This is a genomic window from Pseudomonas sp. HMSC066A08 (assembly GCF_001813025.1).
Classification (GTDB): Bacteria; Pseudomonadota; Gammaproteobacteria; order Pseudomonadales; family Pseudomonadaceae; genus Pseudomonas; species Pseudomonas aeruginosa.
Window position 1 is genome coordinate 397,972 of the sequence record NZ_KV811299.1, and the last position, 15,590, is coordinate 413,561.

At 64.8% G+C, this 15,590-nt stretch carries 13 protein-coding genes and 1 pseudogene; 2 read left to right on the forward strand and 12 right to left on the reverse strand.

Features of this window, described 5'->3' with window-relative positions; all coding sequences use genetic code 11:
- The first annotated feature begins 197 nt into the window (after positions 1-197).
- Positions 198-542, forward strand: coding sequence for a BON domain-containing protein (locus HMPREF2886_RS15625; protein WP_003095177.1), 345 nt, complete (start codon positions 198-200; stop codon positions 540-542).
- A gap of 49 nt (positions 543-591) precedes the next feature.
- Positions 592-789 (forward strand): CsbD family protein, encoded by a 198-nt coding sequence (locus tag HMPREF2886_RS15630; RefSeq protein WP_003095174.1) that lies wholly within the window; start codon positions 592-594, stop codon positions 787-789.
- 59 nt (positions 790-848) lie between these two features.
- On the opposite strand, the gene HMPREF2886_RS15635 is transcribed toward HMPREF2886_RS15630, so the two are convergent.
- The 12 genes and pseudogenes from HMPREF2886_RS15635 to cbrB all read right to left on the reverse strand — a co-directional run.
- On the reverse strand, positions 849-1,163 hold the full coding sequence (locus tag HMPREF2886_RS15635; RefSeq protein ID WP_042169348.1) for a DUF2845 domain-containing protein: 315 nt from the start codon (positions 1,161-1,163) through the stop codon (positions 849-851).
- Entirely contained in the window at positions 1,160-1,453 is a 294-nt protein-coding gene (locus HMPREF2886_RS15640) for a DUF2845 domain-containing protein (protein ID WP_003100541.1), read from the reverse strand. Before HMPREF2886_RS15640 ends, HMPREF2886_RS15635 begins: the two co-directional genes overlap by 4 nt.
- Before the next feature lie 4 nt (positions 1,454-1,457).
- On the reverse strand, positions 1,458-4,727 hold the full coding sequence (locus HMPREF2886_RS15645; RefSeq protein WP_042169351.1) for a DUF748 domain-containing protein: 3,270 nt from the start codon (positions 4,725-4,727) through the stop codon (positions 1,458-1,460).
- Positions 4,728-4,851: 124 nt separating this feature from the next.
- Positions 4,852-5,733, reverse strand: coding sequence for an oxygenase MpaB family protein (locus HMPREF2886_RS15650; RefSeq protein WP_070747774.1), 882 nt, complete (start codon positions 5,731-5,733; stop codon positions 4,852-4,854).
- 96 nt (positions 5,734-5,829) lie between these two features.
- On the reverse strand, positions 5,830-7,767 hold the full coding sequence (acs, locus tag HMPREF2886_RS15655; protein ID WP_033977171.1) for an acetate--CoA ligase: 1,938 nt from the start codon (positions 7,765-7,767) through the stop codon (positions 5,830-5,832).
- Positions 7,768-7,960: 193 nt separating this feature from the next.
- Positions 7,961-9,625 carry a glucose-6-phosphate isomerase gene (pgi, locus tag HMPREF2886_RS15660; protein ID WP_003100194.1) on the reverse strand — a complete coding sequence of 555 codons (1,665 nt, stop codon included), beginning with the start codon at positions 9,623-9,625 and terminating at the stop codon, positions 7,961-7,963.
- A gap of 89 nt (positions 9,626-9,714) precedes the next feature.
- A complete protein-coding gene (gene panD, locus HMPREF2886_RS15665) occupies positions 9,715-10,095 on the reverse strand; it encodes an aspartate 1-decarboxylase (RefSeq protein ID WP_003095150.1) in 381 nt (126 codons plus the stop codon).
- A 93-nt stretch (positions 10,096-10,188) separates the two neighbouring features.
- Positions 10,189-11,040: a pantoate--beta-alanine ligase gene (gene panC, locus HMPREF2886_RS15670; protein WP_070747777.1), complete on the reverse strand. Its 852-nt coding sequence runs from the start codon at positions 11,038-11,040 to the stop codon at positions 10,189-10,191.
- Entirely contained in the window at positions 11,037-11,837 is an 801-nt protein-coding gene (gene panB, locus HMPREF2886_RS15675) for a 3-methyl-2-oxobutanoate hydroxymethyltransferase (RefSeq protein WP_003095147.1), read from the reverse strand. The genes panC and panB overlap by 4 nt, the downstream gene beginning before the upstream one ends.
- Before the next feature lie 249 nt (positions 11,838-12,086).
- Positions 12,087-12,575 (reverse strand): 2-amino-4-hydroxy-6-hydroxymethyldihydropteridine diphosphokinase, encoded by a 489-nt coding sequence (gene folK, locus HMPREF2886_RS15680; RefSeq protein WP_003095144.1) that lies wholly within the window; start codon positions 12,573-12,575, stop codon positions 12,087-12,089.
- Positions 12,572-13,975, reverse strand: coding sequence for a polynucleotide adenylyltransferase PcnB (locus tag HMPREF2886_RS15685; protein ID WP_003095142.1), 1,404 nt, complete (start codon positions 13,973-13,975; stop codon positions 12,572-12,574). Before HMPREF2886_RS15685 ends, folK begins: the two co-directional genes overlap by 4 nt.
- An 899-nt stretch (positions 13,976-14,874) precedes the next feature.
- Positions 14,875-15,590, reverse strand: a pseudogene (cbrB, locus tag HMPREF2886_RS15690) (two-component system response regulator CbrB); the annotation flags it as partial.

Sequence of the window (15,590 nt, forward strand, 5' to 3'; positions counted from 1 at the left end):
GCGAATCCTTGCATTTTGCAAGCCCTGTCATCGCCAATTCGGCATTCTGCAACCGTCTCGCTTCCGGCCTGTTTTTTAACTTACTGTTTTTAAAGGATTTTATTTTAGAGGGAAACTGGCACAGCGCTTGCGATATCTACTATGCAACTGACGCCAGGAATGGCTGCAGTTTTTCGAAATCCATAGGAGAAACCGCAATGAAATTCAGCAAACTCGCTATTGCCGCTGCTACTGCCACTGCTCTGAGCTTCTCGATGGCCAACGCGTTCGCTGCCCAGCCCATCAGCCTGGCGGCCAACGACACTATGCAGAAAACCGAAGAAGCGGTTTCCGATACCTGGATCACCAGCAAGGTGAAATCCAGCCTGATCGCCAACAAGAATGTCAGTGGCGTCGATATCAAGGTCGAGACCAACAAAGGTGTGGTTTCCCTTTCCGGCAACGTGAAAAGCGATGCCGAGCGTGACCTGGCGATCGAGACCGCCAAGGGCATCAAGGGCGTGAAAGCCGTTTCCGCCGATGGCCTGAAATCGGTCGAGTAAGTGCCCAGACGGAACGACCCCTTTTCCCTCGCCACCAGGAGGAAGACCAATGAATTCCGATGTGATCAAAGGCAAGTGGAAGCAACTTACCGGCAAGATCAAGGAGCGTTGGGGTGATCTGACCGACGACGATCTCCAGGCTGCCGACGGACATGCCGAATACCTGGTCGGCAAGTTGCAGGAACGCTATGGCTGGTCCAAGGAAAGGGCTGAACAGGAAGTTCGCGACTTCAGCGACCGCCTGTGAGCAGGTAGAAAGAAGCCCCGCCGGGATTGCCCGGCGGGGCTTTTTCATGGGTGCTGGATTCAGTCGCCGCGCCGGCTCTGGATGGCGCTGAGACGGTTGCCCTCGAAACGGACGAAATACAGCATGCCGCTCCATGGGCCATAGACCCATTCCTGGACCTCGACCTCGTAGCGCTTGCCCCATTCCCCGACGACCTCGCGATAACCCAGGCTGTCGCGGCTGCGTGGTTCGCCGCAGCGTGCAAGGACATCGGCGCTGCTGTCGCCGGTACTGACCAGGCGGCTGCCGCAACGCAGCGAATCGGCCTGAGCATCTGCCAACGGCAGCAGGGACAGCAACGCCACCAGGCCGGTGCGCGAAAACGAGCGATTCAACGCTTGAACTCGATGCGTTTCAGCTTGTTGGCTTCGAAGGTCAGGATGTAGGTCACGCCGTTGCGCGGGCCGTATACCCACTCCTCGACCTTGAATTCCCGCCGATCGTAGCTGCCCAGGGTATAGCCGACGTCGTCGCGGTGATCTGGATCGCCGCACTTTTGCTGTACTTCGAAGGCCCGGTCGCCGACGCTGACCAGCGCGCTGCCGCAACGCATGGTGTCGGCCTGCGCGCTCGCGCAGGCAAGGTAGAGCAGGGGTGCCGCGAGGGCGGCGAATCGCTTGTGCAAGGTATCACTCGCTATCCAGGTGCAGTTGGGTGTCGACATTACCCTTGTCTTCGCCTTCGGCGAAACTGACGTCGATCAAGTAGATGCGATCGTCCGGCAACTGGCCTTTCTCCACCAGGTAATCCTTGATCCGGGTGGCCCGGGCCTGGCCGATCTGGCGCAGCAGCACCTGGCTCTTGGCCCAGGAAGCGATCACCGCTTCGCGCATCTTCGCGGTGCGTTCGTCGCTGTCCAGTTCCTTCCACTCGGCCGGTGGCTGCTGCTTCAGGCGGGTCCGGTAGATGCCTTCGAGCAGCGGCGGCTGCATGTTCTCCGGCACCTCGAGTTGCTTGGCGTCGCTCGGTACCTTGTCGCCGCGACGCTGGAGCATGCGGTAGTAGGTGTTCTGGTATTCCAGTTCGAGACGCTTGGCGCCGATCGAGGGACCGTCAGCCGCGGCGGAAGCCACGCCTTCCACTTCCAGGCGCAGCGCCGGCCGCTCCTTGAGCGCATCGGCGAGCTTGTCGAGGTTGGCCTGGGCTTCTGGCGTCAGCTCGTCGCTGCCCGCGGCGAAGGGTACCGTGCCGAGATCCTCGTTGCCGCCGGCGGCGAGGCCGGCGATGAACTTGAACGGCGCCTGCACGGCGCGCAGGACCAGGTTGCGCAGGGTCTGCCAGACGATCGGCATGACGCTGAACTCCGGGTTGTTCAGATCACCGGCCACCGGCAACTGGATATCGATGTTGCCCTTGGTGTCCTTGAGCAGGGCTACCGCCAGCTTCACCGGCAGGTCCACGGCATCCGGGCTGTCGACCTTCTCGCCGAGTTGCAGGCCTTCCAGCAGGACCTTGTTTTCCGCCTTCAGTTGGCTGCGTTCGATCTGGTAGTGCAGGTCCAGGTTGAGTCGCCCCTTGCGGATGCGGTAGCCGGCGAACTTGCCGGAATAGGGCGTCAGGGTGGTCAGCTCGACGCGCTTGAAGCTGGTGGTGATGTCGAGCTTCTTCAGCGGGTCGAATGGGTCCAGTTCGCCGGCGATGGTTACCGGTGCGTACTTGTCGACCTTGCCCTTGATGTCGACCTTGGCCGGCTGCGAGTTGCGCGTGTCGAGGGTGCCGACTTCGCCGCTGAGCTGCTGGATGGCGGTACCGAACGGCGGCATCAGGGTCAGGTCGGCGAAGTTCGCCGAGCCGTTGTTGATCCGTACGCCGCCGATGTGGATGCCCAGCGGCTTGCTCGCCGGCGCGTTCTTGCTTTCGGCGGCGACCTTGCCGGACGAACTATCCGGTTGCGGGATGATCAGTTCGCTGACGTTGGTGCTGCGATCTTCGTTGATGATGAAGCGGGCGTAGGGCTCCTCGAAGGTCACGCCCTGGATCGACAGGCTGTCCTCGTGCCGATAGGCGAGGCCGTTGAGGGTCAGCTTGGTCCATTTGACGAAGTCGCGGTCCTTGATGGTATCCAGGGTATGCAACTGGCTGACTTCGGCGCTGCCGTCGACGCTGAAGGCCAGCGGCTCGACGCTCTTCAGGTCGACCGCCAGCTCGCTGCCAAGGAAGCCGCTGCGCAGTTCCAGGCGGATGAACGGCGAGATGTAGGCCTGGGCCACGCGCAGGTCGATGTCGCGGGTACTGACCTTGAGCCTGGCGCTGACCGGGTCGAGCACAACCTGGCCGCTGGCCTGGATCTGGCCGCGGTTGCCGAGGCCGGTCTTGAGCTTGAGGTCGAAGGGGGTCTTGCCGAGGCTGTCGACGTTCTGCAGGTCGAGGTCCAGCGGGCCGACTTCCAGCGGGACCGCGGTGGCCGGTTGGCGATCCACCAGGTGCGCCTTGTAGCCGCGCAGCTGGGCGTCGCGCAGGACAATGTGCCAGGGCTTGGCGGGCGTCTCCGCGGCGGCTTTCGTAGTTTCCGGCGGAGGCGTCTTTGCAGTGCCGGCGAGCTGTTGCGGCTTGTCGCTGGCCGCCTTGTCGATCTCCGCAGTCTTGGCCGTTTCCTGCCCGGTTGCCTTGCCGGTCTTCGGAGCCTTGCTCGTCTCTTGCTTGGCTACTTTATCGGCAGCGCCGCCTTCCGCGACCTTGGCGGACTCTTTGTCGTCCGTTGCCCTTTCCGTCTCGGCGACGCTGGCGTCCTTCTCCGCCGGCCTGTCCTTGCCCGCTTCGCCCGAGGCTATCGCGGCTGCCTTGGCGGCACCGTCGGTTGCCGGTTCGCTGGTGGTCTTCGCCGCGTCGGCCGGGGCAGCGGCGGGATCGGTGTTTTCCGCCGGCTTGGGCGCAGGCGCCTTGCGTGGCGGCGGAGTGAAGTCGGCGAACAGTTTCTGCCAGTCGAGCTGGCCGTCCTTCTCGCGCGCGGCCCAGGCCTCCAGGCCCTGGCTGCGGACTTCGCCGAGCACCACTTCCTGCTTGGCCAGGTCCAGGGTGGTAGCGGCCACGTCGAGGCTGGCGAGCTTGGCCAGCGGCTTGCCCTGGGGCGAATTGATGCTGAAGTCGGCGAGTTTCAGCGCGGCCTTGTCGAGCAGCAGCTGGGTGTCCTTGGACAGGTCCAGGCGATAGTCGCTGGAGAGGCTGACCACGCCGTTCTCCAGCACCAGTGGGGCATTGTCGCGGACATAGGGCCACCAGGCCTTGAGCTGGATATCCTTGACGCTCAGGTGGCCCCTGGACGTGATCGGCACCAGGGTCAGGTCGCCTTCCCAGTCGAGGCGGCCGCCGTTCGGGCCGGTGGCGACCAGGGTCATCTTCGCGCCGTCGTCGGGCAGGGTGCTGAGGTTGTGCAGCTCGAAGCCCAGCGGATCGAAGCTGAAGTCCACCGGCTCGCTCGGTCGCAGGTCCTGGAAGTGCAGGCTGCCCTCGGCCAGTTGGATGCGGTCGATGCGCAGCGGGAACGGGTCGCTCGGCTGTTCAGGCTCGGGCGATTCGCTCGGCGGGATCCTGAACAGGCTGGCCAGGTTGAGCTGGCCCTTCTCGTCGAACAGCAGTTCGGTATGCGGACCTTCCAGCTCGACGTCGGCCAGGTGCAGCTGGCGTTTCCACAGGCTGTCCAGCTGCAGGTTGGCGTACAGCCGGCGGAAGGCGAGCTGGGGGTTCTTCTCGTCGCCCAGGCGCAGACCCCAGAGGGTCAATTCCAGGCTGAAGGGGTTGAATTCGATACGTTCGAGACGTGCGGGGACGGTGGCGTATTGCGCCAGTTGCTGGTTGGCGACGCGCAGCCCGATGCCGGGTATGAGCAGGAAGCCCAGCAGGCAATAGACGAGGAAGGTGATCAGCAGGGCGCTGACAGCGCGTTTCAGTCCTTTGGGCATGGCTCTCTTTCGTTTTCCGTTCTAAGCGGTGCGTTGGAGTATGGCACGGCCTCAAGGTTCCGACCGTGATTCGCGCCGTTTCAGAGCCTTTGGACGGGCATTCTTGCTGTCACGGCACGAAAGTTCAGTGACTCACCGGCGGCAGACCCATGCGCCGGCAGGCCCGATGCATCGAAGCGTTGCGTACCGCCCAGCGCAGCAAGGGTACGCTGCGCCTGACGCTGCCGCGGATCAGGCGGCGTTGCAGCGGACTGAACGGGAGGTCGAGCATCGATCCGGCCCATTCCGGCAACAGCTCGGCGCCTGCGCGCAGCATCAGCGCGCCGAACGGCCTGGCCAGGGTGCTGGGCGCTGGTGCGTTGAAGAGAATCCGCACCACTTCGCGGGTGCGTTCGTCGCAACGCAGGCGTGGACGCATCGCCTCCAGGTAGGCGGCGATCTGCTGGCGATCGTGCGGTACCGCGCGGGCGCCGAGGCGTTCGGCGACCAGGGCGATTTCCGAGTAGTAACGGTCCTGCTCGCTGCCCGGCAGGTCGGGATTGAGATAGCGCAGGTAGGACTTGAGAAAGCTGCTGACCTCGGCGACATGCACCCAGGTGAGCAGGTCCGGGTCGCTGGCGGAGTAGGGCGTGCCGTCGGGCAGTTGGCCGGTGACGCTTTCGTGGATGCGCCGGACCCTTTCGATCAGTCGCTCGGCGTCGGCCAGCGGGCCGTAGGTGGTGGCCGAGATGAACTGGCCGGTGCGGCGCAGGCGCCCGAGCAGGTCGTCGCGGAAATTGGAGTGGTCCCACACCCCCGCCAGGGCCAGCGGATGGAGCATCTGCAGAAGCAGCGCGCCGATGCCGCCGATCATCATGCTGCTGAAGTCGCCGTGGATCTTCCAGCAGGCGGCATCGGGGCCGAACAGGCCCGGATCGCCTTTCGGCGACTCGAAGTCGACACCGCCGACGGCGAGCCCGGTAAGGCTCAGCACCTGGCTTTCGATATGGCGACGGACGCTTTCCATGGGGGCTCGCTACGACGGGGCAGGCACGAGCTTAACCCAGGCGCCGGAGCGACTGGAACCGTCCCGCGCCGCAGGGCGGCGGGACGGTTGCGTGGGTCAGCGGTTGAGGCGGTTGTCGATCAACCCCTGCACCACTCCCGGATCGGCCAGGGTCGAGGTATCGCCGAGACTGTCCAGCTCGTTGCAGGCGATCTTGCGCAGGATACGCCGCATGATCTTGCCGGAGCGGGTCTTCGGCAGGCTGGGCGCCCATTGCAGGTGATCCGGCTTGGCGAAGCTGCCGATCTCCTTGCCGACCAGGGCCAGCAATTCCTGTTGCAGCGCCTCGCTGGGCTGGCTGCCGGCCATCAGGGTGACGAACGCGTAGATGGCCTGGCCCTTCACCTCATGCGGACAGCCGACCACTGCCGCTTCGGCCACCGCATCGTGCAGGACCAGCGCGCTCTCGACCTCGGCGGTGCCGATACGGTGTCCGGAGACATTGATCACGTCGTCGACCCGGCCGGTGATCCAGTAGTAGCCGTCCTCGTCGCGGCGCGCGCCGTCGCCGCTGAAGTAATACCCGGGGTAGGGCTTGAAGTAGGTGTCGATCATCCGCTGGTGGTCGCCGTAGACGCTGCGGATCTGACTCGGCCAACTGGCCTTGATCGCCAGTACGCCGCTGCCCGCGCCGTCGATTTCCTTGCCTTTCTCGTCGAGCAGCACGGGTTGCACGCCGAAGAACGGGCGGGTCGCCGAGCCTGGCTTTAGTGCAGTGGCGCCGGGCAACGGGGTGATCAGGATGCTGCCGGTCTCGGTCTGCCACCAGGTATCGACGATGGGGCAGCGCTTCTCGCCGACCACCTGGTAGTACCACTCCCAGGCTTCCGGGTTGATCGGCTCGCCCACCGAGCCGAGCAGGCGCAGGCTGCTGCGCGAGGTCTGGCGGACCGGGGCGTCGCCTTCGCGCATCAGCGCGCGGATCGCGGTCGGCGCGGTGTAGAAGATATTCACCTGGTGCTTGTCGATCACCTGCCAGAAGCGCGAGGCGTCCGGGTAGTTGGGCACGCCCTCGAACATGAGGGTGGTGGCGCCGTTGGCCAGCGGGCCGTAGACGATATAGCTGTGCCCGGTGACCCAGCCGACGTCGGCGGTGCACCAGTAGACGTCGCCATCGTGGTAGTCGAACACGTACTTGTGGGTCATCGCCGCGCCGAGCAGGTAGCCCCCGGTGGTATGCAACACGCCCTTCGGCTTGCCGGTGCTGCCGGAGGTATAGAGGATGAACAGCGGGTCCTCGGCGTCCATCGCTTCCGCCGGGCAGTCGGCTGAGGCCGCGTGGAGCGCCTCGTGGTACCAGATGTCGCGGCCTTCGACCCAGGGTATGTCGCCCTGGGTGCGCTCGACCACCACCACGGTGGAGACGTCCGGGCAGTCCTTCAGCGCCTTTTCCACATTCTGCTTCAGCGGGATGTACTTGCCACCGCGCACACCTTCGTCGGCGGTGATCACGGTGCGACAGTCGGCATCGAGGATGCGGTCGCGCAGCGAGTCCGGCGAGAAGCCACCGAATACCACCGAGTGCACCGCCCCGATGCGGGCGCAGGCGAGCATGGCGTAGGCGGCCTCGGGAATCATCGGCATGTAGATGCAGACCCGGTCGCCCTTTTCCACGCCGCGGCTCTTCAGCACGTTGGCCAGGCGGCAGACGTTGTGGTGCAGCTTGCGGTAGGTGATGTGCGCGGATTCGCTGGGGTTGTCGCCTTCCCAGACGATCGCGATCTGTTCGCCGCGGCGTTCCAGATGGCGGTCGATGCAGTTGTAGGCGACGTTCAACTGGCCGCCCTTGAACCAGGTGGCCTGGCCTTTCCTCAGGTCGCCGTGGTGGACGCTGTGCCAGGGCTTGAACCAATCGAGGAAGGCCTTGGCCTGCTCGCCCCAGAACTCGTCGGGGTTCTCGACGGATTGGCGGTACAGGCGCTGGTAGTCGTCGTCGTTCAGGTAGGCACGCTGGCGGACGGCGTCCGGCACCGGGTGGACGCTGATCTCGAACATGGCGGTTTCCTTTGTTTTTCTGCTCCGCAAGGTGTCGAGAGACCGCGCGCGGCCCCTCTCCAGGTTCGACCAAGGGTGGGCCAGGCGAGTGCCATGTTCAAGTGCCAAAGGCGCGAGCGGGGAAGGCGCCGGGGTCAGTCGCAGGGAGGAATGAAAAAGCCCGGCCTGGGGCCGGGCTTTGGGGAGGGGCGGATCAGCCGCGATGGCGGCCGCGGAAGAAATCGATCAGGCCTTGGGTGGAGGCGTCCTCGGCCGGGGTTTCCTCGCTGCCGACCAGGCGCGAATAGACACCCTTGCCGAGTTCCTTGCCAAGCTCCACGCCCCATTGGTCGAAGGCATTGATACCCCAGAGGATGCTCTGTACGTAGACCTTGTGCTCGTACATGGCGATCAGCGCGCCGAGGCGGCGGGCGCTGATGCGCTCGACCACCAGGGTGTTGCTCGGTCGGTTGCCCGGGATCACCTTGTGCGGCGCCAGGCGCTGCACTTCGGCTTCCGGCAGGCCCTTGGCGCGCAGTTCGGCCTCGGCCTCCTCGCGGCTCTTGCCGAGCATCAGCGCCTGGCTCTGCGACAGGCAGTTGGCGTACAGCCACTGGTGATGGTCGGCCACCGGGTTGTAGCTGCTCACCGGGACGATGAAGTCCGCCGGGATCAACTGGGTGCCCTGGTGCAGCAACTGATGGTAGGCGTGTTGGCCGTTACAGCCGACGCCGCCCCAGATCACCGGCCCGGTGCCGCTGGTGACCGGCGTGCCGTCCTGGCGCACGCTCTTGCCGTTGGATTCCATGTCCAGTTGCTGCAGGTGGTCGGTGATATTCCGCAGATAGTAGTCGTAGGGCAGGATCGCGTGGCTGTTCGCGCCCCAGAAGTCGCCGTACCAGACGCCGAGCAGGCCGAGCAGAACCGGGATGTTGCGTTCGAACGGCGCGGTCTGGAAGTGCTGGTCCATGTTGTAGGCACCGGACAACAGCTCCTTGAAGTTGGAGATGCCGATGGACATGGCGATCGGCAGGCCGATGGCCGACCACAGCGAGTAGCGGCCGCCGACCCAGTCCCACATGGGGAAGATGTTTTCTTCGCGGATGCCGAAGGCGATCGCGGCTTCCTTGTTGCTGGAGACGGCGATGAAATGGCGGTAGAGCTCTTCCTCGGTGCCGCCCTGGGCCAGGTACCAGGCGCGTGCGGCCTGGGCGTTCTTCAGGGTTTCCAGGGTCCCGAAGGACTTGGAGGAAACGATGAACAGGGTGGTCTCGGCGTTCAGGCGGCTGGCCAGTTCATGGAACTCGCTACCGTCGATGTTCGCCAGGTAGTGGCAGCGCACGCCTTTCTGGGCGAACGGCAGCAAGGCTTCGGATACCAGTTGCGGGCCGAGGAAGGAGCCGCCGATACCGATGTTCACCACGTCGGTGATCGGCTTTTCGGTATAGCCGCGCCACAGGCCGTTGTGCACGTAGCCCACCAGCTCGGTCATCTGGTGCAGGACGCGGTGGACTTCCGGCATCACGTCGACGCCATCGACCAGCACCTTGTCGCCGATCGGTCGACGCAGTGCGGTATGCAGTACCGGCCGGCGCTCGGAGGCATTGATCGCCTCGCCGTCGAACATCGCCCGGATCGCGTCGCTCAGCCGTGCTTCTTCGGCCAGCTTCACCAGCAGGTCGATGGTGTCCTGGCGAATCAGGTTCTTCGAGAAGTCGAGGAACAGCCCGCAGGCGCTGAAGGAAAACCGCTTGAAGCGCTCCGGATCGTCGATGAACGCCTGGCGCATCCTGAAGTCCTGCAGTTCCTGGCGATGGGCGGCCAGGGCGCGCCAACTGTCGAGTTGCGTGGCATCCAGCGGAGTGAGGTGGTGCTTCATGGCTGACCTTCTGGTTGGAATTCGATGGCGCACTTATTTGAACATGAAAAAGCCCGGATGAAACCGGGCTTTATCCAGAGGGGGCGAGGTCAGGCGACCTGTATCGGAATCGCCTCGCTGGTATGGCTGAGCTGGTTGCCCGGCGCCATGTACAGCATGCGCGGCTTGTGGCTGGCCAGTTCGGCTTCGCTGTAGTGTGCGTAGGCGCAGATGATCACGCGGTCGCCGACCTTGGCCTTGTGTGCCGCGGCGCCGTTCACCGAGATCATCTTCGAGCCGTTCTCGGCGCGGATCGCATAGGTGGTGAAGCGCTCGCCGTTGTCGACGTTGTAGATCTGGATCTGTTCGTACTCGCGGATTCCGGAGAGGTCCAGCCAATCGCCGTCGATGGCGCAGGAGCCTTCGTAGTCGAGAACGGCATGGGTGACTTCGGCGCGATGCAACTTGGCTTTGAGCATGATGGCGTGCATGGGGCGACTCCTATCGGGTCCGCGGGGGGCGGCAGAGTATGGCGAGTCCGTGGTGAGCGCTCAAGCCCCCGGGAACCGGGGGCTCGGCATGCGTCAATCGAGGTGGACCGAGAGGTTGTCGATCAGCCGCGTACTGCCCAGGTAGGCGGCGGCCAGGATCACCAGTTGGCGGTCGCCGGGTACCCCGGGGCGCAGGCTGATCGGCTCGCGGATTTCCAGGTAGTCGGGGCGCAGCCCGGCCTGCTCCAGGGCCTGGCGGGCGTCGGCGAGCAATGCCGGGAAGTCCTCGGCGCCGGCGCGGATGCGTTCGCCGAGCTGCCGCAGGGTGCGGTAGATCGCCGGGGCGGCGGCGCGCTGCTGCTCGTCGAGGTAACCGTTGCGCGAGGACAACGCCAGGCCATCGGCGGCACGCACCGTCGGCTCGCCGAAGATCTGCACCGGCAGGTTGAGGTCGCGGACCAGCTTGCGGATTATCGCCAACTGCTGGAAATCCTTTTCGCCGAACAGCGCGAGGTCCGGCTGGACCATGTTCAGCAGCTTGCTGACCACGGTCGCCACGCCTTCGAAATGGCCGGGACGACTGGCGCCGCAAAGACCTTCGGAGACGCCGGGAACATGGATGCGGGTCTGCCCGTCCATGCCGTCGGGGTACATTTCCTCGACGGTCGGGGTGAACAGCAGGTGGCAGCCGGCTTCGAGCAGGCGTTCCTGGTCGGCTGCGAGGGTCCGCGGGTATTTGTCGAGGTCTTCGCTGGGGCCGAATTGCAGCGGGTTGACGAAGATGCTGACGACCACGAAGTCGGCGCGTTCGCCGGCTTTCTTTACCAGCGCGGCATGGCCGGCGTGGAGGTTGCCCATGGTCGGCACGAAGCCGATGCGCTTGCCTTCGCTGCGGGCGCGCGCCACCGCGGCGCGCAGTTCACGGACGGTCTTGACGGTGTTCATGCGTTGAATCCGTGTTCGGCGGCGGGGAAGGACACGTCCTTGACGGCGCGGACATAGGCCGCGATGGCGGCCGGGATGCTCTCCTGGCCTTGCATGAAATCCTTGACGAACTTGGGCGAGCGGCCGGTCAGCGAGAGACCGAGCATGTCGTGCATGACCAGCACCTGGCCATCGGTCGCCGCACCGGCGCCAATCCCGATCACCGGGATCTTCACCGCCTGGGTGATCTCTTCGGCCAGCACGCTGGGCACGCACTCCAGCAGCAGCATGGCGGCGCCGGCCTGCTCCAGGGCGATGGCATCGGCGCGCAACTGGCGCGCCTGGGTTTCCTGGCGGCCCTGGACCTTGAAGCCGCCGAACAGGTTGACCGCCTGCGGGGTCAGGCCGAGATGCGCGCAGACCGGCACGCCCATCTGTGCCAGGCGGGCGATCGGCTCCGCCAGCCAGGCCCCACCCTCCAGCTTGACCATGTGTGCGCCGGCCTGCATCAGGCGGACCGCGTCGGCAAGGGTCTGGGCCACGGAATGGCTGGATTCGAAGGCCAGGTCGGTGACGATCAGGGAACCTTTGTTACCGCGTTTCACGCAGGCCGTGTGATAGGCCATTTCCTCGTTGCTGACCGGCAGGGTGCTGTCGTGACCCTGCAATACCATTCCGAGCGAATCTCCGACCAGAAGCACGTCCACGCCGGCCTGGCTGGCGGTGTGGGCGAACGTGGCGTCGTAGCAGGTCAGCATGGCGATCTTCTCGCCGCTCTGCTTCAACCCTTGCAGGGTGGTCAGGGTTACATCAGGCATGGAAAGGCTCCTCGTTGGGCCGGTGATGAGCCGGCGCGGGGCAAACGGCCACTTATAGTCCGGATGGGGTGGCTCGAAGTCAATTGCAGGTGTTACCGCATTGTTACGGCGTTACTGCCACTGCCGAACGCCGCGCCGCCTGCGGTTGCGCGCGCAGTGTACGCCCATCCGCGGCGTCCTTCGTCAGCTTTTCGGTAACAGTGTGAAGAGCCCGCCGCGAGGTATCCGCGCAGCGGCGGGCAGGCAGGGTCAGGCGCCCGGAAGGCGTTCGATGCCCTCGAACGGACAGGCCGCGAGCAGCTCCGGCAGGTGGCGGCCATCGGGCAGGCGCAGGTCGGGGGCGAGATCGGCGAGGGGATAGAGCACGAAAGCGCGCGCCTGCATGTGGTAGTGCGGCACCTTCAGGCGCGGCAGGTCGAGCAGTTGTTCGCCGAACAGCAGGATGTCCAGGTCGAGCGTGCGCGGACCCCAGCGCAGGTCGCGGACGCGCCCCTGTTCCAGTTCGATGGCCTGCAGGGCGTCGAGCAGGTCGAGCGGCGCCAGGTTGGTGTCGAGGGCCGCCACGCCGTTGACGAAGCGCGGCTGGTCGGCGGGGCCGAGCGGGTCGCTGATATAGAGCGGCGAGACGGCGACCAGGCGGGTCTCGGGAAGCCGCTCGAAGGCATCGAGGGCAGCCTGGATCTGCTCGCGCGGTTCGGCCAGGTTGCTGCCCAGCGCGACGTAGACGCGCTGGATCATTCGCCGCTTCCGCCGCTGCCTTCCTTGCGCGGCCCGCGGCGCCGACGGCCGCTGTTGCCGCCGCGGCGACGCTTGCGCGGGGCGCTGCCGTCTTCCTGGCTGACCAGGTCGCGGATCATGTTGCGCCGCTCGCTATCGCTGACCTCCTGGTAATCGGTCCACCATTGGCCAAGCCCTTCGGTTTCCTCGCCGGCGCTTTCGCGCAGCAGGAGGAAGTCGTAGCCGGCGCGGAAGCGCGGGTTTTCCAGGAGCAGGTCGGCGCGTTTGCCCTGGCGGCGCGGCAGACGTTCCTGCATATCCCAGATCTCGCGGATCGGCAGGGTGAAACGCTTGGGTATGGCGATCCGTTGGCACTGTTCGCTGATCAGTTCGTGGGCGGCTTCCTGCATCGCCGGGATGGCCGGCATGCCTTTCTCCTGCAACTGCGCGACGCGCGCCGGCAGGGCCGGCCAGAGCAGCGCGGCGAAGAGGAAGGCCGGGGTTACCGGCTTGCCCTGGCGAATTCGCGCATCGGTATTGGCCAGGGCCTGGCGGATCAGCTTGCCGGTGTAGTCAGGGTTGGCCTGCAGTGCCTTGGCGCTGGCCGGGAACAGCGGCGCGAACAGTTCGTACTCGACCAGCAGTTCGAAAGTGCGCTCGGCCCGGCCGGCCAGGAACAGCTTGAGCACCTCGTCGAACAGGCGCGCCGAAGGGATTTCCCGCAGCAGCGGGGCCAGCCGGCGAATCGGCGCGGCGCTGTGCTTCTCGATCTCGAAGTCGAGCTTGGCGGCGAAGCGTACCGCCCGCAGCATCCGCACCGGGTCTTCCAGATAACGCTGCTCCGGATCGCCGATCAGGCGGATCAGGCGATTGCGGATGTCGTGAACGCCATTGGCGTAGTCCAGCAGCCGCTCGCTGGTGACGTCGAAGTACAGGGCATTGATGGTGAAGTCGCGGCGCTGGGCGTCGTCCTCCAGGCTGCCATAGACGTTGTCGCGCAGGATGCGGCCGCTTTCGTTGCTGGACGCGCGGCTATCGCCATCGTCCTGGCCTTCCGGATGATGGGCGCGGAAGGTGGCGACCTCGATGATTTCGCGGCCGAAGTGTACGTGTACCAGTTTGAAGCGGCGGCCGATGATCCGCGCGTTGCGGAATTCGGCGCGGACCTGCTCCGGCGTGGCGCTGGTGGCGACATCGAAGTCCTTGGGAGCGATGCCGAGCATCTGGTCGCGTACGCAGCCCCCGACCACGTAGGCCTGGTAGCCGGCCCGCTGGAGGATCTCGACGACCTTGACGGCGTTCCGGCTGAACTGGTCCCGGCGCAGGGAGTGCTGGTTGTTACCGATGACTTCCGGGGTTGTACGGACGGCGCGCGGACGGCGCAGGGGGGAACGAATGGTCTGGATCAGCTTTTTCAGCATGGATGTGTTATCGGGAGCACGATGTGGGTGATTGCACGCCTGCGTTGCTCAAACAGGACGGACGTCGGGTAATGCTGCGGCATTATCAGGACCTCTCGGGCGAGGCGTGTTCTGTACCCGTTGAATGTTTGGCCCCGCGACGCACAGGGCGTCCCGGGCGCCGGAACCGACTGCGCCATGCATCCTGACAGAAACGAACAGGGGCCGTACATCCTGTTCCCGCGAAGCGGGAGAGGGCCGGGAAGGCTGCGGTGAATCTGGCAAGGCATGCGGATGGCCGCATAGTCTGCGCGGATTCTAGCATTGGATGGGGAAATGGTGTAAGGCGAAGGAAAAACGGGGAAAACGGAGGGAGGGATGAAGCTACTGGGGGAGCCGAAGCTCCCCCCCAAGTAGGTGCGTGCTTTGTTTTTATTATGATTTCGGGCTTGTTGTTTTTGTTTGTCGACCCGTCCCTTGAGCCAGTCGCTTCAGGGATATCTCCCAGGCTGGGAGTTCAATAGCAAACGGATTGCTTTGGTCGCTGATGCTGCCATGATCGTCGAGCGATCCAACCAGTCTGTGCGCTGCCTCGAGGCAGTTTTATTCTTCTTCCGACTGGCTGCGGGACGGGTCCCGACAGCAACTCCTCTCCAAAAGAATCAGTTAGCTGCGCCTCCGCGATTTTGTTTTTGTTGTGCTGGAGTCGTTACGTGTTGTTTTTATTGTCTTCGTCGTTGCTTGTTATTGTTGTTGTGCCAATACATAAGCAGATGCCGTGCCAGTTTTTCGAAACCCAGTAAAATCAAGGGGTTGAGGTTTTCGGTGGGCCAACGGAGGGCACAAAAAAACCGGGTTCCCGTTACCGATGAACCCGGTTTCTGTTACGCGGTACGTCCGCGGTAACAGGTTGCAGGGTGTTACGAGTCGGCCGAGGCCCCTGATTTACGCCGCGGAATGCCCAGGCGCTGGCGGCGTTCCCACAGGCATTTGCGGCTGATGCCCAGCTTGCGGGCCAGCTCGGTCTCGGTCATGTGGTCCTGGTGCTCGAGGACGAAGTGCTGGAAGTAGTCTTCCAGCGAAAGGTCCTCGGTGGGCTCGTGGTTGCTGGCCGCGGCGCCCGCCGGGCCGAGGCCGAGGTCGGCGGCGAAGTCGTCCTCGAGGTCGTCCAGCTCGATGTCGATACCCAGCAGGTCGGCGTGGATTTCCTGGCTCTCGCTGAGGATCACCGCCCGCTCGATGGCGTTTTCCAGCTCGCGCACGTTGCCCGGCCATGGGTAATGGCGGATCGCCTGTTCGGCGTCGTGGGCGAAGCTCAGCGGCGCGCGCCCCATCCGGGTGCACTGGCGAGCCAGAAAGGCGCGGGCGATCTCCATCACGTCGTTGCCACGCTCGCGCAGGGCGGGCAGCTTCAGCGAGATCACATGCAGGCGGTAATAGAGGTCTTCGCGGAATTGCCCGGTCTTGGCCAGGGTCTTCAGGTCGCGGTGGGTGGCGGCGATCAGGCGCACGTCGACCTTCTGCGATTGCACCGAGCCGACCCGGCGGATCTCGCCTTCCTGCAATACGCGCAGCAGGCGGGCCTGGGCTTCCAGCGGCAGTTCGCCGATCTCGTCGAGGAACAGGGTGCCGCCGT